The sequence below is a fragment of the Pseudomonas sp. MDT2-39-1 genome (genome assembly GCF_054898085.1).
Map to the genome: position 1 here is coordinate 3,072,862 of NZ_CM142716.1, position 23,383 is coordinate 3,096,244.

22 protein-coding genes are annotated in these 23,383 nt (G+C 59.5%); 7 read left to right on the forward strand and 15 right to left on the reverse strand.

Going from position 1 to position 23,383, the window contains the following annotated elements:
- Window positions 1-39 precede the first annotated feature (39 nt).
- Complete coding sequence (locus tag ACYZTM_RS14715; RefSeq protein ID WP_461989044.1) at window positions 40-1,188, reverse strand: NAD(P)/FAD-dependent oxidoreductase; 1,149 nt, start codon at window positions 1,186-1,188, stop codon at window positions 40-42.
- Window positions 1,189-1,209: 21 nt separating this feature from the next.
- Window positions 1,210-1,377 carry a rubredoxin gene (locus tag ACYZTM_RS14720; RefSeq protein ID WP_007954349.1) on the reverse strand — a complete coding sequence of 56 codons (168 nt, stop codon included), beginning with the start codon at window positions 1,375-1,377 and terminating at the stop codon, window positions 1,210-1,212.
- A gap of 202 nt (window positions 1,378-1,579) precedes the next feature.
- Here ACYZTM_RS14720 and ACYZTM_RS14725 point away from each other — a divergent pair, with 202 nt between their 5' ends.
- Window positions 1,580-2,143, forward strand: coding sequence for a chorismate--pyruvate lyase family protein (locus ACYZTM_RS14725; protein WP_131062499.1), 564 nt, complete (start codon window positions 1,580-1,582; stop codon window positions 2,141-2,143).
- Window positions 2,143-3,033 carry a 4-hydroxybenzoate octaprenyltransferase gene (gene ubiA, locus ACYZTM_RS14730; protein WP_461989045.1) on the forward strand — a complete coding sequence of 297 codons (891 nt, stop codon included), beginning with the start codon at window positions 2,143-2,145 and terminating at the stop codon, window positions 3,031-3,033. The genes ACYZTM_RS14725 and ubiA overlap by 1 nt, the downstream gene beginning before the upstream one ends.
- 49 nt (window positions 3,034-3,082) lie before the next feature.
- Here the strand turns inward: ubiA and ACYZTM_RS14735 are convergent, their stop codons facing one another.
- Window positions 3,083-3,475 (reverse strand): COG4315 family predicted lipoprotein, encoded by a 393-nt coding sequence (locus ACYZTM_RS14735; RefSeq protein ID WP_283189463.1) that lies wholly within the window; start codon window positions 3,473-3,475, stop codon window positions 3,083-3,085.
- Window positions 3,476-3,628: 153 nt separating this feature from the next.
- Between ACYZTM_RS14735 and phoB the strand changes: the two genes are divergently transcribed.
- The 3 genes from phoB (at window position 3,629) to ACYZTM_RS14750 (ending at window position 7,143) form a co-directional block, all read left to right on the forward strand.
- The gene (phoB, locus tag ACYZTM_RS14740; protein ID WP_008150066.1) at window positions 3,629-4,318 is read left to right on the forward strand and encodes a phosphate regulon transcriptional regulator PhoB; all 690 of its coding nucleotides are present in this window, start codon (window positions 3,629-3,631) and stop codon (window positions 4,316-4,318) included.
- A gap of 74 nt (window positions 4,319-4,392) precedes the next feature.
- Window positions 4,393-5,679: a phosphate regulon sensor histidine kinase PhoR gene (gene phoR / locus ACYZTM_RS14745; RefSeq protein ID WP_461989141.1), complete on the forward strand. Its 1,287-nt coding sequence runs from the start codon at window positions 4,393-4,395 to the stop codon at window positions 5,677-5,679.
- A 123-nt stretch (window positions 5,680-5,802) separates the two neighbouring features.
- The gene (locus ACYZTM_RS14750; protein ID WP_131062503.1) at window positions 5,803-7,143 is read left to right on the forward strand and encodes a hemolysin family protein; all 1,341 of its coding nucleotides are present in this window, start codon (window positions 5,803-5,805) and stop codon (window positions 7,141-7,143) included.
- Between the two features lie 140 nt (window positions 7,144-7,283).
- Here the strand turns inward: ACYZTM_RS14750 and ACYZTM_RS14755 are convergent, their stop codons facing one another.
- From ACYZTM_RS14755 to ACYZTM_RS14790, 8 genes are all read right to left on the reverse strand, one after another.
- Window positions 7,284-8,180 (reverse strand): peptidoglycan DD-metalloendopeptidase family protein, encoded by an 897-nt coding sequence (locus ACYZTM_RS14755; protein ID WP_461989046.1) that lies wholly within the window; start codon window positions 8,178-8,180, stop codon window positions 7,284-7,286.
- 200 nt (window positions 8,181-8,380) lie between these two features.
- A complete protein-coding gene (locus ACYZTM_RS14760) occupies window positions 8,381-9,286 on the reverse strand; it encodes a response regulator (RefSeq protein ID WP_131062505.1) in 906 nt (301 codons plus the stop codon).
- 167 nt (window positions 9,287-9,453) lie between these two features.
- Complete coding sequence (gene phoU / locus ACYZTM_RS14765; protein ID WP_007896483.1) at window positions 9,454-10,215, reverse strand: phosphate signaling complex protein PhoU; 762 nt, start codon at window positions 10,213-10,215, stop codon at window positions 9,454-9,456.
- Between the two features lie 71 nt (window positions 10,216-10,286).
- On the reverse strand, window positions 10,287-11,120 hold the full coding sequence (gene pstB / locus ACYZTM_RS14770) for a phosphate ABC transporter ATP-binding protein PstB (RefSeq protein ID WP_131062506.1): 834 nt from the start codon (window positions 11,118-11,120) through the stop codon (window positions 10,287-10,289).
- A 157-nt stretch (window positions 11,121-11,277) separates the two neighbouring features.
- Window positions 11,278-12,948 (reverse strand): phosphate ABC transporter permease PstA, encoded by a 1,671-nt coding sequence (gene pstA, locus ACYZTM_RS14775; protein WP_131062507.1) that lies wholly within the window; start codon window positions 12,946-12,948, stop codon window positions 11,278-11,280.
- Window positions 12,949-12,963: 15 nt separating this feature from the next.
- Window positions 12,964-14,997: an ABC transporter permease subunit gene (locus ACYZTM_RS14780; RefSeq protein ID WP_178083851.1), complete on the reverse strand. Its 2,034-nt coding sequence runs from the start codon at window positions 14,995-14,997 to the stop codon at window positions 12,964-12,966.
- Between the two features lie 408 nt (window positions 14,998-15,405).
- Entirely contained in the window at window positions 15,406-16,404 is a 999-nt protein-coding gene (locus ACYZTM_RS14785) for a phosphate ABC transporter substrate-binding protein PstS (RefSeq protein WP_131062509.1), read from the reverse strand.
- 232 nt (window positions 16,405-16,636) lie between these two features.
- The gene (locus ACYZTM_RS14790) at window positions 16,637-17,935 is read right to left on the reverse strand and encodes an MFS transporter (RefSeq protein ID WP_461989047.1); all 1,299 of its coding nucleotides are present in this window, start codon (window positions 17,933-17,935) and stop codon (window positions 16,637-16,639) included.
- A 382-nt stretch (window positions 17,936-18,317) separates the two neighbouring features.
- Here ACYZTM_RS14790 and ACYZTM_RS14795 point away from each other — a divergent pair, with 382 nt between their 5' ends.
- Window positions 18,318-18,722, forward strand: a complete 405-nt coding sequence (locus ACYZTM_RS14795; RefSeq protein ID WP_007896491.1) for an acyl-CoA thioesterase — start codon at window positions 18,318-18,320, stop codon at window positions 18,720-18,722.
- Between the two features lie 57 nt (window positions 18,723-18,779).
- Complete coding sequence (locus ACYZTM_RS14800; RefSeq protein WP_131062511.1) at window positions 18,780-19,679, forward strand: D-hexose-6-phosphate mutarotase; 900 nt, start codon at window positions 18,780-18,782, stop codon at window positions 19,677-19,679.
- 69 nt (window positions 19,680-19,748) lie between these two features.
- Here the strand turns inward: ACYZTM_RS14800 and ACYZTM_RS14805 are convergent, their stop codons facing one another.
- From ACYZTM_RS14805 to ACYZTM_RS14820, 4 genes are all read right to left on the reverse strand, one after another.
- Window positions 19,749-21,005 (reverse strand): IS256 family transposase, encoded by a 1,257-nt coding sequence (locus ACYZTM_RS14805; protein ID WP_461964636.1) that lies wholly within the window; start codon window positions 21,003-21,005, stop codon window positions 19,749-19,751.
- A 153-nt stretch (window positions 21,006-21,158) separates the two neighbouring features.
- Window positions 21,159-21,695 (reverse strand): DUF3299 domain-containing protein, encoded by a 537-nt coding sequence (locus tag ACYZTM_RS14810; protein WP_461989048.1) that lies wholly within the window; start codon window positions 21,693-21,695, stop codon window positions 21,159-21,161.
- Between the two features lie 87 nt (window positions 21,696-21,782).
- A complete protein-coding gene (locus ACYZTM_RS14815) occupies window positions 21,783-22,028 on the reverse strand; it encodes a GlsB/YeaQ/YmgE family stress response membrane protein (RefSeq protein WP_131058957.1) in 246 nt (81 codons plus the stop codon).
- Between the two features lie 269 nt (window positions 22,029-22,297).
- Window positions 22,298-23,380 carry a 5-(carboxyamino)imidazole ribonucleotide synthase gene (locus tag ACYZTM_RS14820; protein ID WP_131058958.1) on the reverse strand — a complete coding sequence of 361 codons (1,083 nt, stop codon included), beginning with the start codon at window positions 23,378-23,380 and terminating at the stop codon, window positions 22,298-22,300.
- Window positions 23,381-23,383 lie beyond the last annotated feature (3 nt).

Sequence of the window (23,383 nt, forward strand, 5' to 3'; positions counted from 1 at the left end):
GGGGCAAAAGAGGGGTGATTCCGACAGAACGACCGGTATTTACGCCAGCAGTGCCGGAAGCTCTTTGTTCAGGGCCAGTTTTTCCATCACCGCCGCGCCTGTCAGGGCATAACCGAGCAGTTTTCCGCTGGTATCGCGACACAATACTTTGATGTCCGCGCCCTGCCCTTCGACGGTCCAGACGCCCTCGGCGCCCCGTGGTGGCGGCGAAACCACCAACGGACAGACCGGGGTTTTCACGGTGATCGGCATCGGGCCATAACTCACGGCCGTAGGGTTGCCAGCGAGGGTTTGTGCCAGCGCTCTCGCACAGCTCATCAGGGGCATGACGTACAACAAGCTCAGCCCATCGACCTCGGCACAATCCCCCAGCGCGTAGATATTGGCGTGGGAGGTTTTCAGGTGGCGGTCGACCACCACGCCGCGATTGACCTGCACACCGGCCGCAGCCGCCAGATCGATACGTGGACGCAGGCCAATGGCCGAGACCACCACGTCGCACGGAATCACCTGCCCATCGGACAGATGCGCTTCCAGGCCGTCCGCGACGCGCTGCAAGCGGTTGAGTACCGGCCCAAGGTGGAAGCGCGCGCCCAGGCTTTCCAGCCCGGCCTGAACCGCAGCGGCTGCGGCCGGGTGCAACAGGGTCGGCATGATCTGTTCGCATGGTGCAACCAGTTGCACCTCGTAGCCGCCGAGGATCAAGTCGTTGGCGAACTCGCAACCGATCAGGCCGGCACCGAGCAGCAGCACCCGGCGTTTGCCCGCCGCGGCGGCACGGAAGCGAGCGTAATCTTCCAGGTCGTTGATCGGAAACACCGCATCAGCCGCGTCGCCTTCGATGGGCACCCGCACGGTTTCCGCCCCCCAGGCGAGGATCAGGTCGCGATAAATCACCGCTTCCTCACCGATCCAAAGGCGTTTGTGGCCCGGATCGATGCCGCTGATACGCGTATGAGTGCGCACTTCAGCCTTCAATTGGTCGGCCATGGCGCCCGGCTCGGCCATGCTCAGGCCGTCGGCGTCTTTGTTCTTGCCAAAACCGGTGGAGAGCATCGGCTTGGAGTAGGAGCGTCCGTCATCGGCGGTAATCAGCAGCAGCGGGGTTTCGCCATCGAGCTTGCGAAACTCGCGGGCCAGGTTGTAGCCGGCCAGCCCAGTGCCGACGATCACGACAGGTGCGTTCATTCCTTACTCCTCGGTTTTTTATTAGTTGATTTCAATCATTTCGAAATCCATCTTGCCGACGCCGCAGTCCGGGCACAGCCAGTCTTCCGGTACGTCTTGCCACAGCGTGCCCGGCGCAATGCCGTCGTCCGGCCAGCCGTCGGCTTCGTTATAGATCAGGCCGCAGACCACACATTGCCACTTTTTCATTCAGGTACTTCCTCAGGATTCAGGCTTATTGCCGGCGCGAACGGTCGATAGGTGGAGCGATGCCGTCCGGCTCAGGGGCGTTTTGTACTGATCGGGCAAGGCAGATGCAAGCCTGTTCGGCGCGACGACGGCCCGGATCAATCAAAATCGCTGGCTGACATGGTAAGCTCGCCGCCTCATTTGCTGCCAATAATGACTCACTGTGCCGCACTCAAAATTCCCCACCGCGACCCCGTTCTGGCTCCCTGAAAGCCAACTGACGCCCCTTCCTGACACGTCTACCCTCGACTGGTTGTTCGACGAAGGCTCTCTGACCCGACGGCTGATCCGTTTGTCGAATGACGGCTTCAGCGTCACGCCACTCTTCGAAGGCTGGCAGCCCCTGCGCGCCGATGAATGCGCCGCACTGGATCTGGCCGAAGGCAGCGAGGGCTGGGTTCGCGAGGTGTATCTGCGCGGCCACGGCGAGGCCTGGGTGTTTGCACGCAGCGTGGCGGCGCGCAGCGCATTGCAGGGCGACGGTTTGCACATGGACGAATTGGGCAGCCGTTCCCTGGGCGAATTGCTGTTTTGCGATCAAGCGTTCCAGCGCCGCGCTATCGAGGTTTGTCATTATCCTCAACAGTGGCTGCCGATGGAGTCCCGGGCACCTGAACTGTGGGGCCGGCGCTCGCGTTTCGACCGTGGCGCCTTGAGCGTGCTGGTGGCCGAAATTTTCTTGCCGACCCTGTGGAACGCTACCCGCGCCCATCCGGAGAATTGCTGATGTACCAGAGCCTGCTCAAGTCCCTGAATCGCTTGAACCCTCGGGCCTGGGATTTCGTTCAGCTGACCCGCATGGACAAGCCGATCGGCATTTATCTGCTGCTGTGGCCGACGCTATGGGCACTGTGGATTGCCGGTAAAGGTTCACCGTCACTGGCCAACATCGTCATTTTCGTCCTCGGTGTGGTGCTGACCCGCGCCGGCGGCTGCGTAATTAATGACTGGGCGGACCGCAAAGTCGACGGCCACGTGAAGCGCACCGAACAGCGGCCATTGGTGAGCGGCAAGATCAGTTCCAAAGAAGCCCTGGTGTTCTTCGCGCTGCTGATGGGCGTGAGCTTTTTGCTGGTGCTGTGCACCAATGCCACGACGGTCTGGCTGTCGTTCGGTGGTTTGGCTCTGGCCTTCACTTACCCGTTCATGAAGCGCTACACCTATTACCCACAAGTGGTGCTGGGCGCGGCGTTCTCTTGGGGCATGCCGATGGCATTCACCGCCGAGACTGGTGAACTGCCAGCGGCCGCCTGGCTGCTGTGGATCGCCAACCTGCTGTGGACGGTGGGCTACGACACCTATTACGCCATGACTGACCGCGACGACGACCTGAAGATAGGCGTGAAATCCACAGCGATTCTGTTTGGCGAAGCGGACCGGGTGATCATTCTGACCCTGCAAGGGCTGGCGCTGGGTTGCCTGCTGCTGGCCGGGTCGAAATTTGAGCTCGGCGGCTGGTTCCACTTGGGATTGCTGGCGGCAGCGGGCTGTTTTGCGTGGGAGTTCTGGCACACCCGCGGCAAGGACCGGATGCGTTGCTTCAAGGCTTTTTTGCACAACCACTGGGCCGGGTTGGCGATTTTTGTCGGGATTGTGCTGGATTACGGGTTGCGTTGAATCAAACCTGCTCCCGGCATGGGGGCAGGTTTGTGGTTTCTGGACTCGCTTACTTCTTCGGTCCGGTATTGGTGATGACGTGCCAGACGTCCTTCATTTTGTCGCCTACCATGTCACCGGGTTTTTTGTCATTCACGAACGTGTAAAGCGGTTTACCGTCGTAGGCATATTGACTCGTGCCGTCATCGCGCTTGATAACGCTCCACTTGCCTTCGGCCTTGGCGCCTGCCGGTGCCATCATTGGCGGCCAGTTCTTGGCACAATCATCGTTACACATTGACTTGCCGCCAGCATCCTTGTCGAACGTGTACACCGTCATACCCTTATGATCGACCATCATCCCGTCTTTCATCATTGCTGGCTCAGCCGCGAAGGCCATCGATGGCAACGCCAGGGCCGCGGTCAGCATCAGAGCCTTGATGGATTGCGAGTATTGCTTCATGGAAACCTTCCTTTTGTGGTTGTCAGGATTCGGAATTAGAGCTTAGTTCAGGATCACAACAATCGCAGGGCGACTAGAATACTGTCACACGACTGCAATAATTCCGTTATCTAATGCGGCGCAAGACAGTTAAATGACAAGAGGATTAAAGGCATGGTTGGCAGGAGCATTCTGATCGTCGACGACGAAGCGCCCATTCGCGAAATGATCGCCGTTGCGTTGGAAATGGCCGGCTATGACTGCCTGGAGGCTGAAAACTCCCAGCAGGCCCACGCCATCATCGTTGACCGCAAGCCGGACCTGATCCTGCTGGACTGGATGCTACCCGGCACCTCCGGTATCGAGTTGGCCCGACGCCTCAAGCGTGATGAGCTGACCGGGGACATCCCGATCATCATGCTCACCGCCAAGGGCGAAGAGGACAACAAGATCCAGGGCCTGGAAGTCGGCGCCGATGACTACATCACTAAGCCTTTTTCCCCACGTGAGCTGGTGGCGCGCCTGAAGGCTGTGCTGCGCCGCGCGGGCCCTACCGATGGCGAGACGCCGATCGAAGTCGGTGGCCTGCTGCTGGACCCGATCAGCCATCGTGTGACCATCGACGGCAAACCCGCTGAGATGGGCCCGACTGAATACCGTCTGCTGCAATTCTTCATGACCCACCAGGAGCGTGCCTACACCCGTGGCCAGTTGCTGGATCAGGTCTGGGGCGGCAACGTGTATGTCGAAGAGCGCACCGTCGACGTGCACATCCGTCGCCTGCGCAAAGCCCTCGGCGACGCCTACGAAAATCTGGTACAAACCGTGCGCGGAACCGGCTACCGGTTTTCCACCAAGGCCTGAGCTGACCGCCAGACTCGCTGACAAGGACGCGTGTTCAATTGAACCAAAACTGGCATGGCACCCTGATTCGCCACATGTTGTTGCTGGTGACCGGCTGTTTGGTGATCGGCCTGATTACCGGCTACTACGGCTGGAGCCTCGCCGCGGGCCTGGGCCTTTACCTGGCCTGGACCCTCAAGCAATTGCTGCGGCTGCACGAATGGCTGCGGCTGCACAAAGCCGACGAAGCCCCCCCCGACGGCTATGGCCTGTGGGGTGAGGTGTTCGACAGCATCTATCACCTGCAACGCCGTGACCAACGTGTGCGCGGACGTCTGCAAGCGGTGATCGACCGGGTTCAGGAATCCACCGCCGCGCTGAAAGACGCCGTCATCATGCTCGACAGCGACGGCAACCTGGAATGGTGGAACCGCGCCGCCGAGACCCTGCTCGGCCTCAAGACACCGCAAGACAGCGGTCAGCCGGTCGCCAACCTGGTACGCCATCCGCGCTTCAAGGAATATTTCGAGCAGAACAGCTACGCCGAACCGCTGGAAATTCCTTCGCCGACCAATGATCGCGTACGCATTCAGCTGTACATCACCCGCTACGGCAACAACGAACACCTGATGCTGGTGCGCGACGTGACGCGCATTCATCAGCTGGAACAGATGCGCAAAGACTTCATCGCCAACGTGTCCCACGAATTGCGCACACCGCTGACGGTGATCTGCGGCTACCTGGAAACCCTGCTCGACAACGTCGAGGAGGTGAACCCGCGCTGGACCCGTGCCTTGCAGCAAATGCAGCAGCAAGGCGGGCGCATGCAGACCTTGCTCAACGACTTGCTGCTGTTGGCCAAACTGGAAGCCACCGATTACCCGTCGGACAACCAGCCGGTGGTCATCGACGGCTTGCTGCAATCGATCACTGGCGATGCCCAGCAGTTGTCCGGCCAGAAAAACCAACGCATCACCCTGGAAGCCGATCCGACGATTCTGCTCAAGGGCAGCGAAGCCGAGTTGCGCAGCGCGTTTTCCAATCTGGTGTTCAACGCGGTGAAATACACCCCGGCCGAAGGCAATATCCGCATTCGCTGGTGGGGCGATGAGCAAGGCGCACATTTGAGCGTGCAGGACTCCGGGATTGGCATCGACAGCAAACACCTGCCGCGCCTGACCGAACGTTTCTACCGCGTCGACTCCAGCCGTAACTCCAACACCGGTGGCACTGGCCTCGGCCTGGCGATCGTCAAACACGTACTGTTACGGCATCGCGCGCGGATGGAAATCAGCAGTGTGCCGGGGCATGGCAGCACCTTTACCTGCCATTTCGCGCCGGCCCAGGTCTCAAAAACCCGGGTCATCAGCACGGCTGACTGATACCGGCCAGCACTCGCCACTAGGCAATCATCAAGTCAGCCGCTACATTGGCTGACTTGTGCCTGCCCTTCAGGCACCGCATCGACCCCCTTTTCGAATACACGGAACCCGCAAAACTCCATCATGGACCCTTCCCCTGGCTTGACCCTCGCGACACTCTTCGCCGATTTCGGCATGATTCTTTTTGCTCTGATCCTGGTTTTGCTCAACGGCTTTTTCGTTGCGGCGGAATTTGCCATGGTCAAATTGCGCTCGACCCGGGTCGAGGCCATCGCTGAGAAAAACGGCTGGCGCGGACACATCCTGCGCACCGTTCACAGTCAGCTCGATGCGTACCTCTCGGCGTGCCAATTGGGCATCACCCTCGCCTCCCTGGGCCTTGGCTGGGTCGGTGAACCGGCGTTCGCGCACATCCTCGAGCCAGTGCTGAGCGCCGTTGGCGTAGAGTCGGCCGAAGTGGTCAAAGGCGTGTCGTTCTTCACGGCGTTCTTCATCATTTCGTACCTGCACATTGTGGTCGGCGAGTTGGCCCCGAAATCCTGGGCCATCCGCAAACCCGAGCTGCTGTCGCTCTGGACCGCGGTGCCGCTGTACCTGTTTTACTGGGCCATGTACCCGGCGATTTACCTGCTCAACGCCAGCGCCAACACGATCCTGCGGATCGCCGGTCAGGGTGAACCCGGCCCGCATCACGAGCATCATTACAGCCGTGAAGAACTGAAACTGATCCTGCACTCCAGCCGTGGCCAGGACCCAAGCGACCAGGGCATGCGTGTTTTGGCTTCCGCCGTGGAAATGGGCGAGCTGGAAGTGGTCGACTGGGCGAACTCCCGTGAAGACCTGGTGACGCTGGAGTTCAACGCGCCGCTCAAGGAAATCCTGGCGATGTTCCGTCGCCACAAGTTCAGCCGTTATCCGGTGTACGACAGCGAAAGCCAGGAGTTCGTCGGCCTGCTGCACATCAAGGATCTGCTGCTCGAATTGGCGGCCCTGGACCACATCCCCGAGTCGTTCAACCTCGCCGAACTAACCCGGCCGCTGGAGCGTGTGTCGCGGCACATGCCGCTGTCTCAGTTGCTGGAGCAGTTCCGCAAGGGCGGCTCGCACTTCGCCCTGGTTGAAGAGGCCGATGGCAACATCATCGGCTACCTGACCATGGAAGACGTACTTGAGGTGCTGGTGGGCGACATTCAGGACGAACACCGCAAGGCTGAGCGCGGCATCCTCGCGTACCAACCGGGCAAGTTGCTGGTACGGGGTGATACGCCGCTGTTCAAGGTCGAACGACTGCTGGGCATCGACTTGGACCACATCGAAGCCGAAACCCTCGCCGGGCTGGTCTACGAAACCCTGAAACGGGTGCCGGAAGAGGAAGAAGTGCTGGAAGTCGAAGGCTTGCGGATCATCATCAAGAAGATGAAAGGGCCGAAGATTATTCTGGCCAAGGTGTTGATGCTCGATTGATCAGGAGCTGGCGGGCTTTTGTGGTGAGGGGATTTATCCCCGTTGGGTCGCGAAGCGACCCCGTCGTATTTAGAGGAATTGGGACGGCTTCGCCGTCCAACGGGGATAAATCCCCTCGCCACAATTAATCTCCATCACCTTCACTGTTTGCCGAGCGCAAAGTTCGGCAGACTCCCCACCGGTTGATTGAACTGATACGGAATCGACACCAGCCCCAACCCCGTATTGCGCTGCACCACGAAGTGCAAGTGTGGCCCGCTGCTGTTGCCGGTATTGCCCGACAGTGCCAGCGCACTCCCCACCGCGACCCGTTGCCCCTCGCGAACGCTGACTGAACCTTGCTTGAGGTGCAGGTACACACCCATGGTTCCGTCATCGTGCAGCACCCGCACGAAATTGCCCGACGGATCGGTGCCGCGTCCGGTCTGAGCATTTTCGGCTTTCACCACCACCCCGCCTCGCGCCGCGATGATCGGCGTGCCTTCGGGCATGGCGATGTCCATGGCGTAGCGGTTCTTGGCGCCGAAGTGGCTGTACTGGCCGTTGGCGCCCTGACTCAAACGAAACGGCCCGCCACGCCAGGGCAGCGGATACCGATAGGCCAAGGCGGCCCCTGAAGGGTCGCCCAGGGAATATTCGAACCTTGGGGTGTACGCCAGCGGCTTTCCGGGTTTCGTCGCCGTGAGCAGCGCCAGACGGATGTTGCTGCGCGCCGGCATCACCCGGCGGATCGGTCGGCTCGGCGCGCCACTGACATTGTTCAGCCCGGCAAAACTCAGCTCGATCTCGACCGGCGCATACAGGTCGTTGCGCACGTACACGTTGTCCACGCCCTTCTGCTTCTTGATCTCGAGGTACACCTGGCGCTCAAGGTGCTCAACCATGCGATCACGAAAAACGAACACCTGGGAGCCTTTGGTGGGGCGGTCGCTGTAGGAGACCACGCCGTTGGCGTCTTTGGACTTGTAGATAGTCATGGCCACAGCCGAGGTGGAGGCCATGAAAAGACCACAGAAAAACAACAGGCGCGCGAGCATTGGCAAGATTCTGTCGAGTAAGGCCTGGGGAGGAGCCTAGCAGCTGCAATGGACCCGGGTAGTCGGCAGATGTTTCAAATGATCGTTCCCACGCTCTGCGTGGGAATGCAGCAAGGGACGCTCTGCGTCCCACCGAAGCGGACGCAGAGCGTCCGGGGAGGCATTCCCACGCAGAGCGTGGGAACGATCAGCGGTACACGTTACGCGCCGGGTACGAAATGCTTCTGCGCAGTACCACGAGCAATCAGGCGGGAGATGTAGTCGAGCTTCTGCGCATCCTGATCCACAAAGCGGAAGGTCAGTTGCAGCCAGTCGCTGTCGGGTTTCGGTTCAAACGCGACGATGGCGTGCAAGTAGCCATTGAGGCGCGCGACTTCAGCGTTGTCGCCCTGCTCCAGATCGAGCACGGCGCTGTCGAGGACTTGTGGCAGCGTGTCGGTGCGTTTCACCACCAGCAGTGCTTCCTTGATGCTCAAGGCTTTGATCACGCATTGCTGAATGCCGCTTGGCAAACGCAACTGGCCTTGGCCACGACCGCTGGCCGGTGCGGAAGCAGCGACCGGTGCCTTGACCGGCGGGCTACTGAGCAAGCCGCGTGAAGGTGCAGCCGCCGGTGCCGGAGCCGCGACCACGGCAGCCTTGCCGCCGGTCAATGCGCTCAGGGAATCGTTGCCGAAGGCCGAGTTCATTTTGGTCGGTGCACCGTTCATCAAGGCGTCGAGCTTACCGACCTTGTTCAGCGCTTGTTTGACCTTGGTCAGCAGTTGTTCGTTGGTGAACGGCTTGCTGACGTAGCCGGAAACGCCGGCCTGAATCGCCTGGACCACGTTCTCTTTGTCGCCACGGCTGGTCACCATCACGAAGGGCATGGTCTTGAGGTTGTCCTGCTCGCGGCACCAGGTCAGCAATTCCAGGCCAGACATTTCCGGCATTTCCCAGTCGCACAGCACCAGGTCAAAAGCTTCCTTGGCCAGCATGGCCTGAGCCTTTTTGCCGTTGATGGCATCTTCTGTCCGGATACCCGGGAAGTAGTTACGCAGGCACTTCTTTACCAGGTCACGAATGAACGCCGCATCGTCCACCACCAACACACTGATCTTGCTCATCCATCACCCCTCGAAAAAATCCCGGCAAGCATACCGTTTTGCTGATGGCACATTGCCAAAAACCTTCAGTCACGCCGGGACTTTTCGTTCGCGGGTGCTGCTTTTGAAGTCGAAAACCACACAAAAAAACGCCCGGCCAAAGGACCGGGCGTTTTTCTTGGGCAGTCTTACTTATCGTCAGCTTTGCCCGGAACATTAGCGGTTTCGGCACTTGTGCCTTCAACTTCTTCCTTCATGCGCTTGAGGCCCAGGTGACGCACGTCGGTGCCGCGCACCAGGTAAATCACCAATTCCGAGATATTGCGCGCATGGTCGCCGATCCGTTCCAGCGAACGCAGCACCCAAATAATGCTCAAGACCCGCGAGATAGAGCGCGGGTCTTCCATCATGTAGGTCGCGAGCTCGCGCAGCGCGGTCTTGTATTCGCGGTCGATGATCTTGTCGTACTGGGCCACCGACAACGCCAGGTCGGCGTCGAAGCGGGCAAACGCGTCCAGTGCGTCACGCACCATGTTGCGCACCTGGTCACCGATGTGGCGAACCTCGACGTAACCACGCGGCGCCTCGCCTTCTTCGCACAACTGAATGGCGCGGCGGGCGATCTTGGTCGCTTCGTCACCGATGCGCTCCAGGTCGATCACCGATTTGGAGATGCTGATGATCAGACGCAAGTCAGATGCAGCCGGCTGACGGCGGGCCAGAATGCGCAGGCATTCTTCGTCGATGTTGCGTTCCATCTGGTTGATCTGGTCGTCGATCTCACGAACCTGCTGGGCCAGGCCGGAGTCGGCCTCGATCAGCGCGGTCACCGCGTCATTAACCTGCTTTTCCACCAAACCGCCCATGGCCAGGAGGTGGCTGCGAACTTCCTCCAGCTCAGCGTTGAACTGCGCGGAGATGTGATGGGTAAGGCCTTCTTTACTAATCATGTTGGCGTCCTTGGAGCGTCCGGTAAGGTGCGGTGGACCGCAGCGTCAGTTCAGTGAGCAACAACAGCTTCCTAGCCGTAACGACCGGTGATGTAGTCCTCGGTCTGCTTCTTAGCCGGATTGGTGAACAGGGTGTCGGTGTCGCCGAATTCCACCAGTTTGCCCATGTACATGAACGCCGTGTAGTCGGAAACCCGCGCGGCCTGTTGCATGTTGTGGGTCACGATGACGATGGTGAACTTCGATTTCAGTTCGTAGATCAGCTCTTCGACTTTCAGCGTGGAGATCGGGTCGAGTGCCGAGCACGGTTCGTCGAGCAGCAGCACTTCTGGCTCCACGGCGATGGTGCGAGCGATCACCAGACGTTGTTGCTGACCACCGGACAGGCCGAGTGCCGATTCATGCAGACGGTCTTTGACTTCGTCCCACAGCGCAGCGCCTTTCAACGCCCACTCGACGGCTTCGTCGAGGATGCGCTTCTTGTTGATGCCTTGAATGCGCAGGCCGTAAACCACGTTTTCGTAGATGGTTTTCGGGAACGGGTTGGGCTTCTGGAACACCATGCCAACACGACGACGCAGCTCGGCCACGTCTTCGCCCTTACGGTAGATGTTGTTGCCGTAGAGGTTGATCGCGCCTTCGACACGGCAGTCATCCACCAGGTCGTTCATGCGGTTGAACGTACGCAGCAGCGTGGACTTACCGCAGCCGGACGGGCCGATGAAGGCGGTCACGCGCTGTTTCGGAATGTTCAAGCTGACGTCGAACAGCGCTTGTTTGTCGCCGTAGAACAGGCTCAGGCCTGGCACTTCGATGGCGACGGTTTCCTGCTCGAGGCTCAAGCTCTGTTTATCGCGGCCCAAGGCCGACATGTTGATGCCGTGGGTATGTGCTTCGTGCTGCATGGGAGGCTCCCTGTGCTAACAAATTCGGTTCGGTTGTCCGCTGGCCTCACAAAATGGGCCAGCGGTGTTGCCGTTCTGTAGGAGCCAGGCTTGCCGGCGAAGGCGTCCTTGAAATCGCCTTCGCCGGCAAGCCTGGCTCCTACAGGGAGCGGCGGTATTAGCTATCCAGCGCTTTGTACTTCTCGCGCAGGTGGTTACGGATATAGACGGCCGACAAGTTGAGCGTGGCGATCACCAGCACCAGCAGCAGCGCCGTGGCGTACACCAACGGCCGCGCAGCTTCGACGTTCGGGCTCTGGAAGCCGACGTCATAAATGTGGAAGCCCAAGTGCATGATCTTCTGGTCAAGGTGAAGGTACGGGTAGTTACCGTCCAGTGGCAGCGACGGTGCCAGTTTCACCACACCCACTAGCATCAGCGGCGCCACTTCACCGGCGGCGCGAGCCACGGCGAGGATCATGCCGGTCATCATCGCCGGGCTGGCCATTGGCAGCACGATCTTCCACAAGGTTTCAGCCTTGGTCGCGCCGAGGGCCAACGAGCCTTCACGCACGGTGCGAGGAATCCGCGCCAGGCCTTCTTCGGTGGCCACGATCACCACCGGCACCGCCAGCAGCGCCAGGGTCAGGGAGGCCCAGAGCAGGCCCGGCGTACCGAAGGTCGGTGCCGGCAGTGCTTCAGGGAAGAACAGCCGGTCGACCGAGCCGCCGAGTACGTAGACGAAGAAGCCCAGACCGAACACGCCGTAGACGATAGCCGGAACGCCCGCCAGGTTGTTCACCGCGATGCGGATCAGACGAGTCATGGTGTTCTGTTTCGCATACTCACGCAGGTAGACCGCTGCCAGCACGCCGAACGGCGTCACGACCATCGCCATGATCAGGGTCATCATCACAGTGCCGAAAATCGCCGGGAAGATCCCGCCTTCGGTGTTCGCTTCACGCGGGTCGTCGCTGAGGAATTCCCACATCTTGCTGAAGTAGAAACCGATCTTGGTGAAGGTGCCCATCGCGTTCGGCTGGTAGGCATGAACCACTTTGCCGATGTCGATGACGACTTCTTTGCCGTTGGCATCGCGGGCCGTCAGGCTGTCGCGGTTGAACTGGGCGTGCAGATCGGCAAGACGTGCTTCGATGTCCTGATAACGTGCGTTCAGCTCGGCGCGCTCGGATTCCATGTCCGCTTGTGCGGCGGCGTCGAGGGTGCCGGCCAGTTCCAGCTTGCGACCGTGCAGGCGGATGCGTTCGAGGCCGGCGTTGATCGCGCCGATGTCTACTTTTTCAAGGGTCTTGAGCTGTGCGGCGAGCTCGTTGACGCGGTCAACACGAGCCTGCAACTCAGGCCACGCGGCTTCGCCTTCAGCAATAACCTTGCCTTCCTGTTTGACGTTGACCAGGTAGCCGTAGAAATTGCCCCACTCGCGGCGCTCGATGGCCATCAGCTCCGGCGGCGTCTTCTGGTTGGTCAGCCACTCGCCGACGATCCAGGTGAAGTCGTTGCCGTTCAAGTCACGGTTGCCGACCTTGATCAGCTCGCGGGTCATGAACTCCGGGCCCTGATCGGGCACTGGCAGGCCAGCGCTTTTCAGGCGCTCGCGCGGCACTTCTTCTTTCTGCACGATCTCGCCGATGACCAGGTGATTGGCCTGGCCCGGCACGTCGTAGCTGGCGTGAATCAAGTCCGCCGGCCAAAAATGACCCAGACCGCGCACGGCAATCACCGCGAGCAGGCCAATCGTCATGATGACCGCGATGGACACCGCGCCACCGCTGATCCAGACGCCTGGGGCGCCGCTCTTGAACCATCCGTTCAGGGAGTTCTGTTTCACAGACTTCTACCTTTCTTAAAGCGACGAGTATTTCTTGCGCAGACGCTGACGAATCAGTTCCGCGAGGGTGTTCATGACGAAGGTGAACAACAGCAGCACCAGCGCCGAGAGGAATAGCACGCGGTAGTGGCTGCCGCCGACTTCCGATTCGGGCATTTCCACCGCGACGTTGGCGGCCAGCGTTCGCAGACCTTCGAACAGGTTCATTTCCATGACCGGGGTGTTACCGGTGGCCATCAGCACGATCATGGTTTCACCGACCGCACGGCCCATGCCGATCATCAGTGCCGAGAAGATGCCCGGGCTGGCGGTGAGGATCACCACCCGCGTCATCGTCTGCCACGGCGTGGCACCGAGGGCCAGGGAGCCGAGAGTCAATCCGCGAGGCACGCTGAACACGGCGTCTTCGGCGATGGAGTAGATGTTCGGGATCACCGCGAAGCCCATGGCCAGACCGACCACCAGAGCGTTGCGCTGGTCGTAGGTGATGCCCAGGTCGTGGGAGATCCACATGCGCATGTCGCCGCCGAAGAACCAGGTTTCCATGTACGGGCTCATGTACAGCGACAGCCAGCCCACGAACAGGATCACCGGAATCAGAATCGCGCTTTCCCAGCCGTCCGGCACTTTCAGGCGGATGGACTCAGGCAGGCGGCTGAAGACGAAACCGGCCACCAGAATGCCGATCGGCAGAAGCATCAGCAGGCTGAAGATGCCCGGCAAATGCCCTTCCACATACGGAGCGAGGAACAGGCCGGCGAAGAAACCGAGGATCACCGTCGGCATCGCTTCCATCAATTCGATCACCGGTTTGACCTTGCGGCGCATGCCCGGGGCCATGAAGTACGCGGTGTAAATCGCAGCGGCGACGGCCAGTGGTGCGGCCAGCAGCATGGCGTAGAACGCGGCCTTCAGGGTGCCGAAGGTCAGTGGCGACAGGCTCAGCTTCGGTTCGAAGTCGGTGTTGGCGGCGGTCGATTGCCAGACGTATTTAGGCTCGTCGTAGTTCTCGTACCAGACCTTGCTCCACAACGCGCTCCAGGAAACCTCCGGGTGCGGGTTGTCGAGAAGCAGCGGTTGCAGCTTGCCGCCCTGCTCCACAATGATGCGGTTGGCCCGTGGCGACAGACCGAAAAGGCCTTGGCCATCGACCACCTGATCCACCAGCAAGGTGCGGTGAGCGGTGCTGTGGAACACGCCGAGCTTGCCCGCAGCGTCAAGAGCAACAAAGCCTTTGCGACGTTCTTCGGCGGTGATTTCAATGATTGGCGTAGTGCCCATCTGGAAGGTGCGGATCTGCTTCAGACGCTGCTCGCCATCCGGGTCGCGGGCCATGAACCACTGGGCCAGACCGCCCTTCGAATCACCCAGGATCAGCGAGATACCGCCGACCAATTGAGTACTGGCGGTAATCTCGGCATCGCCATTTTCGAGCAGCTTGTAACGACCGTTGAGGCTCTTGTCACGCAGGCTGAATACGTCGGCCTGGGCGCGACCGTTAATCACGTACAGCCATTGCTGGCGCGGGTCGACGAAGATGTTCTTCACCGGCTCGGTCATCTGCGGCAGATCGATGCGCTTCTGCTCGTTGGTGATTTCGCCGGTCATCATGTTTTCTTCGCTGGTCAGCGATAGAACATTGAGTTGCGCACCGGTCGAGCCGACAAGCATCAGCGTGGTGTCGGTGGCGTTGAGGCTGACATGCTCCAGCGCACCGCCCGCCTCGTTCAGCGCTATCGGGGTTTCGCCGTACGGGTACTCGATGGCTGGCGTGATCGTCTTCTTGCCATCCGGGTAGCTGACTTTATAGGTGTGACGGAACACCAAGGCCTGGCCGTTGGAGAAACCCATCGCTACCAGCGGATGACCGGGCTGGTCTTCACCGATGGACGTGACGCTGGCACCCGCCGGAACCGGCAGATCGACGCGCTTGAGTTCGGCGCCACTGTCGATGTCGAAGAACAGCGCCTGCCCTTTGTCGGAAACCCGCATGACGACCTGGTTCTGTTCTTCCAGGGAGATCATCAACGGCTTGCCGGCGTCTTGCATCCAGGCCGGCGTGATGGCGTCCTTGGTCGTCAGGTCGGCACCCTGGAACAGAGGGAAGACGATGTAGGCGAGGAAGAAGAAGATCAGCGTGATCGCGCCGAGAACGGCAAGGCCGCCCACGAGGACGTACCAGCGGGTCAGGCGATCTTTGAGCGCGCGGATGCGGCGCTTGCGTTGCAGCTCAGGCGTATTGAAATCAATTCGCTTGGGAGGATTAGTAGTCATGGTGGAATTGGCCAGATCATTCATGCGCACACCCTAGCGGTCCTATATGACAGAAAGATGACAATGCAGTGACGCAACAAATCCGCCGCCAGTGGGAACTGGCAGTGGATCAAAAATTTGGGGGTGTAGGAGCGGGCGTACCCGCTCCCACTGGAGCCCGGAAATCATCCCGGACTCAAGGTTTTACTTCTTTACGACGTTGCCGCCTTCTTGCAGACCCAGGTCAGCCAGTGCTTTTGCAGCAACCTTGGCCGGCAGTGGGATGTAGCCGTCTTTCACTACAACTTCCTGACCCTGTTTGGACAGAATCAGCTTCACGAACTCGGCTTCCAGCGGGGCCAGAGGCTTGTTCGGGGCTTTGTTGACGTAAACGTAGAGGAAACGCGACAGCGGGTACTTGCCGTTCAGGGCGTTTTCTTCGGTGTCTTCGACGAACTCGGTGCTGCCTTTCTTGGCCAAAGCTACCGTCTTCACGCTAGCGGTTTTGTAGCCGATGCCCGAGTAACCAACGCCGTTCAGCGAGGAGCTGATCGACTGCACGACCGAAGCCGAACCTGGTTGTTCGTTGACGTTTGGCTTGTAGTCGCCTTTGCACAAGGCTTCTTCTTTGAAGTAGCCATAGGTGCCCGATACCGAGTTACGACCGAACAGTTGAACCGGCTTGTTCGCCAGGTCGCCGGTCACACCCAGGTCACCCCAGGTTTTCACGTCGGTTTTAGCGCCGCACAGACGAGTGGACGAGAAGATCGCGTCGACTTGTTCCATGGTCATGTGCTGGATCGGGTTGTCTTTGTGCACGAACACAGCCAGGGCATCCACGGCAACCGGAATAGCGGTTGGCTTGTAGCCATATTTAGTTTCGAAGGCCTGCAGCTCGTTGTCCTTCATCTTGCGGCTCATCGGACCCAGGTTAGCGGTGCCTTCAGTCAGCGCAGGTGGCGCGGTCGAGGAACCGGCGGCCTGAATCTGGATATTTACGTTCGGGTATTCTTTTTTGTAGTTCTCAGCCCACAGGGTCATGAGGTTGGCCAGGGTATCGGAGCCGACGCTGGACAGGTTGCCCGACACACCAGTGGTTTTGGTGTAGCTCGGGATAGCAGGGTCAACAGCGGCAACCGCGTTGGCAGTCGCAACGCCAGCAGCGACAAAAGTCATTGCCGCCATCAAACGCTTCAGTTTCATGCCTTACTCCTAGCAGATAGGTGTGTTAAGTCGGGGCCAAGTATCAGCAGGCCGTGTGAACACTCTATGGCTGAAATATGACAATTAGATGAAAGGCCAGCATTCGATGTTTTGAAGGGATACCGCGTCATCGTTCTTCGCGGGCAAGCCTCGCTCCTACAGGAAATACGCCATGTTGGAATTAATGCATATCCTGTAGGAGCGAGGCTTGCCCGCGAAGGCGTCAGTCGGCTTAGCGGCCCTTCTTCCAGAGGTAAGCGCCTACCAGAATCCCGACCCCACAAATGATCGCCACATAGTAGGCAGGCCCCATCGGGCTTTCCTTGAGCAGCAAAGTGACGACCATCGGGGTCAGGCCGCCGAAGATGGCGTAAGCCATGTTGTAGGAGAACGACAACCCGCTAAAGCGCACCACCGCCGGAAAGGCTTTTACCATCACGTACGGCACTGCACCGATGGTGCCGACCAGGAAGCCTGTCAACGCGTACATCGGGTACAGCCAGTCCGGGTGATTGAACAGGCTGTGATAGAAAGTCCACGAGCTGAACAACAGCGCAGCACTGCCAAACACGAACACTCGACCAGCACCGAATCGATCAGCCAAAGCACCGGACGCCACGCAGCCAAAGCTCAGGAACACAATCGCCAGGCTGTTAGCCTGCAACGCCGTGGTCGGCGAGAAGTGGTAAACGGTCTGCAGCACGGTCGGGGTCATCAGAATGACCACGATGATGCCGGCGGACAGCAGCCAGGTCAGCAGCATGGAAATCAGGATCGCACCGCGATGGTCGCGCAACACAGCGCGCAGCGGCACTTCTTCGGCCAGGGCTTTGCGCAGTTGCAGCTCGGCGAATACCGGGGTCTCGTGCAACCAGCGGCGCAGGTAGACCGAGAACAGCCCGAACACGCCGCCCAGCAGGAATGGGATCCGCCAGGCGTAATCGGACACTTCCAGCGGGGTGTAAATGCTGTTGATCGCGGTGGCGACCAATGAACCCAGGAGGATGCCAGCCGTCAGACCGCTCGTCAGAGTGCCGCAGGCATAACCGATATGACGCGCCGGGACGTGTTCGGAAACGAATACCCACGCGCCCGGCACTTCCCCCCCAATTGCCGCGCCTTGAATCACCCGCATCAGCAGCAACAGGATCGGCGCCCACATGCCGATCTGCGCATAGGTCGGCAGCAAGCCCATGATCAGGGTCGGTACCGCCATCATGAAAATGCTCAGGGTGAACATCTTCTTGCGGCCCAGCAGATCGCCGAAGTGCGCCATGACAATGCCGCCCAGCGGACGAGCAAGGTAGCCGGCGGCGAAGATGCCGAACGTCTGCATCAGGCGCAGCCACTCGGGCATGTCCGCCGGGAAGAACAGTTTGCCCACCACTGTGGCGAAGAACACAAAGATGATGAAGTCGTAAAACTCCAGCGCGCCACCCAAGGCAGACAGCGATAAAGTCTTGTAGTCGCTACGGGTTAACGGTCGTGCAGGCTGGGTCGGCTGCGCGATGCTAGAGGGCGCTGTGGTCATGGCAAGGGCTTCTCTTATAGTCGGATCTGCAACCCCAACAACGCTGGCGGGGGCTTGGGCAGGTCCGGCACGATAGCAAATTGTTCGAAAAAGCACATAGAGGTGCATATTTGACGGTCAAAATGAGAACCGGACGGTCGTCTCGGAGTCTACCGACCGATATACTCGCTGCGTTGCAGCATTTGTAAGGGGTTGCTGTGCGAAAACGCGCTGGCTGTCAGGCAAGGTAATTGCTTGGTTCAGTCGCTTTCGCAGAGTTTCCCTTTAGGCGCCTTACGAAAAACGTGACGGACGTAGTATGTTCGGGCTGAATCGTTTTTCCTTGAGACGGCTATTCACGTGAAGTACTTATGAAGAGTCACGGGTCAGAGGCACCCCCGGCATGATAGAGCTCGAACAAGAAGATCCAATTCCGCAAGGCGACCTGGCCCTGCAAATCACCGCGCTTCCGCGTGAAACCAACGGATTCGGCGATATCTTCGGCGGCTGGCTGGTCGCACAGATGGATCTGGCCGGCACCGCAATGGCCAGCAAAGTCGCTGGCGGACGCGTGGCGACCGTTGCAATTGATCGCATGGCGTTCCTGGTTCCGGTAGCGGTGGGCGCTCAGCTCTCCTTCTATACCCAGGCGCTGGAAATCGGCCGCAGCTCGATTCAGATGATGGTCGAAGTCTGGAGCGACGATCCGCTGTCCAGCGAGTGGCGTAAAGTGACTGAAGCCGTGTTTGTGTTTGTCGCAATCGATGGCAGCGGCCGTACCCGTTCGGTTCCTCCGCGCGCGCGTTAAACACCGCAACGTTTCTGCGGTCCATTGCAGTCATTGTTCCTGATCGAGAGTTGCCCCATGAGCACGCCCAACGTTGAAGCCGTGAAACTGGATGAACTGAACTGTTGGCGCATCCGCCACGGTCAGGCCGAATTGCTGGTTGCCCAGCAAGGCGCGCACATCCTCAGTTATCAATTGGCCGGCCAACCGCCGCTGATCTGGCTGAACGACGAGGCTGTGTTCAAGACCGGCAAGAGCATCCGTGCCGGCGTTCCGGTGTGCTGGCCGTGGTTTGGCAATTTCCCGCGCAACCCGCAAAGCGTCCAGGCGATGCGCGTGAGCAACGAACCGCCAACCGCCCACGGTTTTGTCCGGGCGATGGATTGGGAACTGGGCGGTATCGAAGCCGAGGGCGAGAGCCTGAACGTGCAATTCATCCTGCCCTACCCTGAAGGCGGCTTCCCTGGCTGGCAACATCAGGTGGATCTGAAGCTGAGCATTCGTCTGGATGAGCAACTGCACATCAGCCTGACCAGCCACAATCGCGGCACTGACAAAGTCACCATCAGCCAGGCGCTGCACAGCTATTTCGCGGTCAGTGATGTGCGTAATGTGCAGGTCGAAGGGCTGGATGGCTTGAGTTACATCGAGACGCTGGATGACTGGAAAACCAAGGCTCAGACCGGTGAGCTGCGTTTTACCGGCGAGACTGATCGCATCTACCTCAATACCCCGGCGAAGCTGAGCATTGTCGACCCGGCGTGGGAACGACGCATCGAGCTGACCAGCAGTGGTTCGCGCACGGCGGTGATCTGGAACCCGTGGATCGAACGCGCGGCGGCGTTCAGCGACATGGCAGACGATGGCTGGCAGAAGATGCTATGCATCGAGACGGCGAATGTGATGGATGACGTGGTGACACTGGCGCCGGGGGCGAGCCATACACTGGGCGTGAGCATCGGCAGCAAACCGCTGTAACACCGCAAAACCAATGTGAGAGCGAGCCAGCTCGAGGGTGTCCCTGATTTTGTGTAAACGGGATTTCTATTAAACCGTTAACAGCCGATCTTCAAACTGGATACTGAAGCGATTCAAAGCCGCTTTCCAGTCCCGGATCGGCATTGTCCACTTTTTGCTGATGTTGTTCAGCGCCAGATAAAACAGCTTCATCACCGCCTCGTCGGTCGGAAATGACGCACGCGTTTTGATCACTTTACGCAGACTCATGTTGATCGATTCGATGGCATTGGTGGTGTAGATCACCTTGCGAATTTCGGCTGGATAGTCAAAAAACGGAATCACCCGAGCCCAGTTTCGTCGCCATGACAGGCTGATCGATTGGTACTCGGCGTCCCATTTGGCTTCAAATTCGCAGAGCCGTTGCTCAGCCAGCTCGGCGGTGGCCGAGGTGTAAATCAGCTTGAGGTCAGCCGCGACTTCCTTCTGCCGTTTCCACGATACGAAGTTCAAACTGTTGCGCACCATGTGCACGATGCACAGCTGAACGACGGCTTTTGGGTAAACCGTTTCAATCGCCTCAGGGAAGCCTTTGAGGCCGTCCACGCAGGCGATGAAGATGTCCTGCACGCCCCGATTCTTGAGTTCGGTCACCACTTGCAGCCAGAATTTTGCGCCTTCGGTTTGAGCGATCCACAAGCCCAGCACCTCTTTGTGACCCGCCATGTTGACGCCGATGGCCAGATAAACCGCCTTGTTGCGCACGGCGCCGGCATCGCGCACTTTGACGTGAATGCAGTCCAGATAGAGGATCGGGTACAGCGCGTCCAGCGGCCGCGCCTGCCAGAGTTTGACCTCATCACTCACCGCGTCGGTAATCGCCGAGATCAGGCTGGGAGAGACCTCGGTGCCGTACATTTCCTGCAAGTGCGCCTGAATTTCTCTGACACTCAAACCGCGAGCGTACAGCGAGATGACTTTGTCATCGAAGCCCGTCCAGCGGGTTTGATGCTTGGCCACCAACTGCGGCTCGAAGGACGCCTGCCGGTCGCGAGGGATGTCGAGCGGCAGTTCGCCGAAGTCGCCCTTCAGGGTTTTACCGCTGTGACCGTTGCGCGCATTGGCGGCGGTGTTGGTGATCGTCGCGCTTTTGTCGTGCCCCAGGTGTTCGGTCATCTCGGCTTCAAGGGCCCGCTCGACCAGCATCTTGGTGAGCTGTTTGAGCAGGCCGTTTTCGCCGATGAGATCTTCGGGCTTTTTGTAATTGGCCAACAGACTGTCGGCCAGTTTAACCAGCTCAGGATCAGGCTTGACTCGTTTGGCTCGCTTGGGTTTTGACTCGGTCATTGGATTTCCTTGGGGTAGGCAGTCTCCTGCCAAATGACCGTTTACACAAAACTAATTACACCCTCGCCTGCTCGCGATGAGGCCATAACATCCAACATCAATGTTGACTGTTAAACCGCCATCGCGAGCAGGCTCGCTCCCACATTTGATCTCCTACAAATCCGACTCTTTGACTACCCGCACCTTCGCCGCATCCAGCGCATACGCCGCATCTGCCAAATCATTGTTGACCTTCTCGATCTTCAGCGTGCCGATCACCCACAGCGGCGTGTAGATATCATCCAGCTTCAAACCTTTCGGATAACGCACCAGCACCAACTGATTCGGCGGCGGTGGCGGCACGTGGATGCAGGCGCCCGGGTACGGTACGAGGAAGAACAGTGTGCTGCGGCCCTTGGCGTCGGACTCCAGCGGCACCGGATAACCACCGATGCGGATGTTCTTGTCGTTCATCGACGGCACGGTTTTGGTCGAATACATCACCGCCGGCAAGCCCTTGCTCTGCTTCATGCCACCCTTTTCGGTAAAGGTGCCAGTGGCTTCGGGGGAGTTGTGGTCGATTTCGGGCATGGCCTCGAGGGCCTTCTGGTCCGACTTGGGCATCAGTTCGAGCCAGTCGGTTTCCGGCAGTTCGCCGGCATGGGCCAAACCACTGCCCAAAAGGAGGAGAGTCAAAAAAAGACGGCGCATGGAGTTGCTCGGTAAGGAAAGGACTGTATAACGCCGAGCATTCTAGCCCTCCCCGCGTGCGCCGCAGAGAGGACTTTGTCGCTTGAATCAGTTCTTTCTGATCAAGCCGTAGATCACCAGCAACACCACCGCGCCGACCAGCGCACCGATGAAGCCTGCACCTTCGCCCGCGCGATAGATGCCCAGAGCCTGACCGCCGTAAGTGGCCGCCAGCGAACCGCCGATACCGAGCAGGATGGTCATGATCCAGCCCATGCTGTCATCGCCCGGTTTCAGGAACCGAGCCAGCAGGCCGACGATCAAGCCGATAAAGATGGTTCCGATAATTCCCATGGCATTTCCCTCTGAATGGTTTTGTGTGTCCTGTCTCACCAATACGTTCCTCTTTTGGCGAGTGGCTGTTGTCGTCAGGCAAGGCGCCGCGACGAGTCATAGCCTGCTATGGCGAGGAGCGGCAACGCAGCATGACGGCAACAGACGCCGTCAAAAAGGAACAGTATTGGTGAGACAGGATACCTAGCCCCAAGCCTAGTCAGACTTTGGCATCCTGCCATGAGAGAACGGCGAGCCTTAATGGTTCCGCCGCTGCCACATGAAACTATTTATTCGGCGATGAGCGCTTCGACCTTGAGGATCTGCTGCTCCAGCGTGGCCTTGTCAGCACAGCGCAGGTTGGCGTGACCGACCTTGCGGCCGACCTTGAACGCCTTGCCATAGTGGTGCAAATGGCAATCGGCGATGGCCAGGACTTTGTCGGTCTCCGGCACTTTACCGATGAAGTTGAGCATTGCGCTCTCGCCGACCTTGGCCGTCGAGCCCAGCGGCAGGCCCGCAACGGCCCGCAGGTGGTTTTCGAACTGGCTGCATTCGGCGCCTTCGGTGGTCCAGTGCCCGGAGTTGTGCACACGCGGGGCGATTTCGTTGGCCTTGAGGCCACCGTCGACTTCGAAGAACTCAAACGCCATCACGCCGACGTATTTCAGCTGTTTAAGTACGCGGCTGGCGTAGTCTTCGGCCAGTGCTTGCAGCGGGTGATCGGTGCTGGCCACGGACAGCTTGAGGATGCCGCTGTCGTGGGTGTTGTGAACCAGCGGATAGAACTTTGTTTCGCCATCGCGAGCGCGCACGGCGATCAACGAAACTTCACCGGTGAACGGCACGAAACCTTCCAGCAGGCAGGCCACGCTGCCCAGTTCGGCGAAGGTGCCGACCACATCTTCCGGTTTGCGCAGGACTTTCTGGCCCTTGCCGTCGTAACCCAAAGTGCGGGTTTTCAGCACGGCTGGCAGACCGATAGAAGCGACGGCGGCATCCAGATCGGCTTGCGATTGAATGTCGGCGAACGCCGGGGTGGGAATCCCCAGGTCCTTGAACATGCTCTTCTCGAACCAGCGATCACGGGCGATGCGCAGGGCTTCGGCGCTTGGGTAGACCGGGACGAATTGCGACAGGAACGCCACGGTTTCAGCCGGGACGCTTTCGAACTCGAAGGTCACCAGATCGACTTCATCGGCCAACTGACGCAGGTGATCCTGATCGCCGTAATCGGCCCGCAGGTGTTCGCCCAGTGCGGCTGCGCAAGCATCCGGCGCCGGGTCCAGGAAAGCGAAGTTCATGCCCAGCGGAGTGCCCGCCAGCGCCAACATGCGACCCAACTGGCCGCCACCGATTACACCGATCTTCATCGT

What these genes read in the sequence shown, in the direction of transcription:
- ACYZTM_RS14715 (WP_461989044.1), bottom strand. Translation starts at nt 1,188, where the DNA reads ATGAACGCACCTGTCGTGATCGTCGGCACTGGGCTGGCCGGCTACAAC.
- ACYZTM_RS14720 (WP_007954349.1), bottom strand. Translation starts at nt 1,377, where the DNA reads ATGAAAAAGTGGCAATGTGTGGTCTGCGGCCTGATCTATAACGAAGCC.
- ubiA (WP_461989045.1), top strand. Translation starts at nt 2,143, where the DNA reads ATGTACCAGAGCCTGCTCAAGTCCCTGAATCGCTTGAACCCTCGGGCC.
- ACYZTM_RS14735 (WP_283189463.1), bottom strand. Translation starts at nt 3,475, where the DNA reads ATGAAGCAATACTCGCAATCCATCAAGGCTCTGATGCTGACCGCGGCC.
- phoB (WP_008150066.1), top strand. Translation starts at nt 3,629, where the DNA reads ATGGTTGGCAGGAGCATTCTGATCGTCGACGACGAAGCGCCCATTCGC.
- phoR (WP_461989141.1), top strand. Translation starts at nt 4,393, where the DNA reads ATGTTGTTGCTGGTGACCGGCTGTTTGGTGATCGGCCTGATTACCGGC.
- ACYZTM_RS14750 (WP_131062503.1), top strand. Translation starts at nt 5,803, where the DNA reads ATGGACCCTTCCCCTGGCTTGACCCTCGCGACACTCTTCGCCGATTTC.
- ACYZTM_RS14755 (WP_461989046.1), bottom strand. Translation starts at nt 8,180, where the DNA reads ATGCTCGCGCGCCTGTTGTTTTTCTGTGGTCTTTTCATGGCCTCCACC.
- ACYZTM_RS14760 (WP_131062505.1), bottom strand. Translation starts at nt 9,286, where the DNA reads ATGAGCAAGATCAGTGTGTTGGTGGTGGACGATGCGGCGTTCATTCGT.
- phoU (WP_007896483.1), bottom strand. Translation starts at nt 10,215, where the DNA reads ATGATTAGTAAAGAAGGCCTTACCCATCACATCTCCGCGCAGTTCAAC.
- pstB (WP_131062506.1), bottom strand. Translation starts at nt 11,120, where the DNA reads ATGCAGCACGAAGCACATACCCACGGCATCAACATGTCGGCCTTGGGC.
- ACYZTM_RS14780 (WP_178083851.1), bottom strand. Translation starts at nt 14,997, where the DNA reads ATGCAAGACGCCGGCAAGCCGTTGATGATCTCCCTGGAAGAACAGAAC.
- ACYZTM_RS14785 (WP_131062509.1), bottom strand. Translation starts at nt 16,404, where the DNA reads ATGAAACTGAAGCGTTTGATGGCGGCAATGACTTTTGTCGCTGCTGGC.
- ACYZTM_RS14790 (WP_461989047.1), bottom strand. Translation starts at nt 17,935, where the DNA reads ATGACCACAGCGCCCTCTAGCATCGCGCAGCCGACCCAGCCTGCACGA.
- ACYZTM_RS14795 (WP_007896491.1), top strand. Translation starts at nt 18,318, where the DNA reads ATGATAGAGCTCGAACAAGAAGATCCAATTCCGCAAGGCGACCTGGCC.
- ACYZTM_RS14800 (WP_131062511.1), top strand. Translation starts at nt 18,780, where the DNA reads ATGAGCACGCCCAACGTTGAAGCCGTGAAACTGGATGAACTGAACTGT.
- ACYZTM_RS14805 (WP_461964636.1), bottom strand. Translation starts at nt 21,005, where the DNA reads ATGACCGAGTCAAAACCCAAGCGAGCCAAACGAGTCAAGCCTGATCCT.
- ACYZTM_RS14810 (WP_461989048.1), bottom strand. Translation starts at nt 21,695, where the DNA reads ATGCGCCGTCTTTTTTTGACTCTCCTCCTTTTGGGCAGTGGTTTGGCC.
- ACYZTM_RS14815 (WP_131058957.1), bottom strand. Translation starts at nt 22,028, where the DNA reads ATGGGAATTATCGGAACCATCTTTATCGGCTTGATCGTCGGCCTGCTG.
- ACYZTM_RS14820 (WP_131058958.1), bottom strand. Translation starts at nt 23,380, where the DNA reads ATGAAGATCGGTGTAATCGGTGGCGGCCAGTTGGGTCGCATGTTGGCG.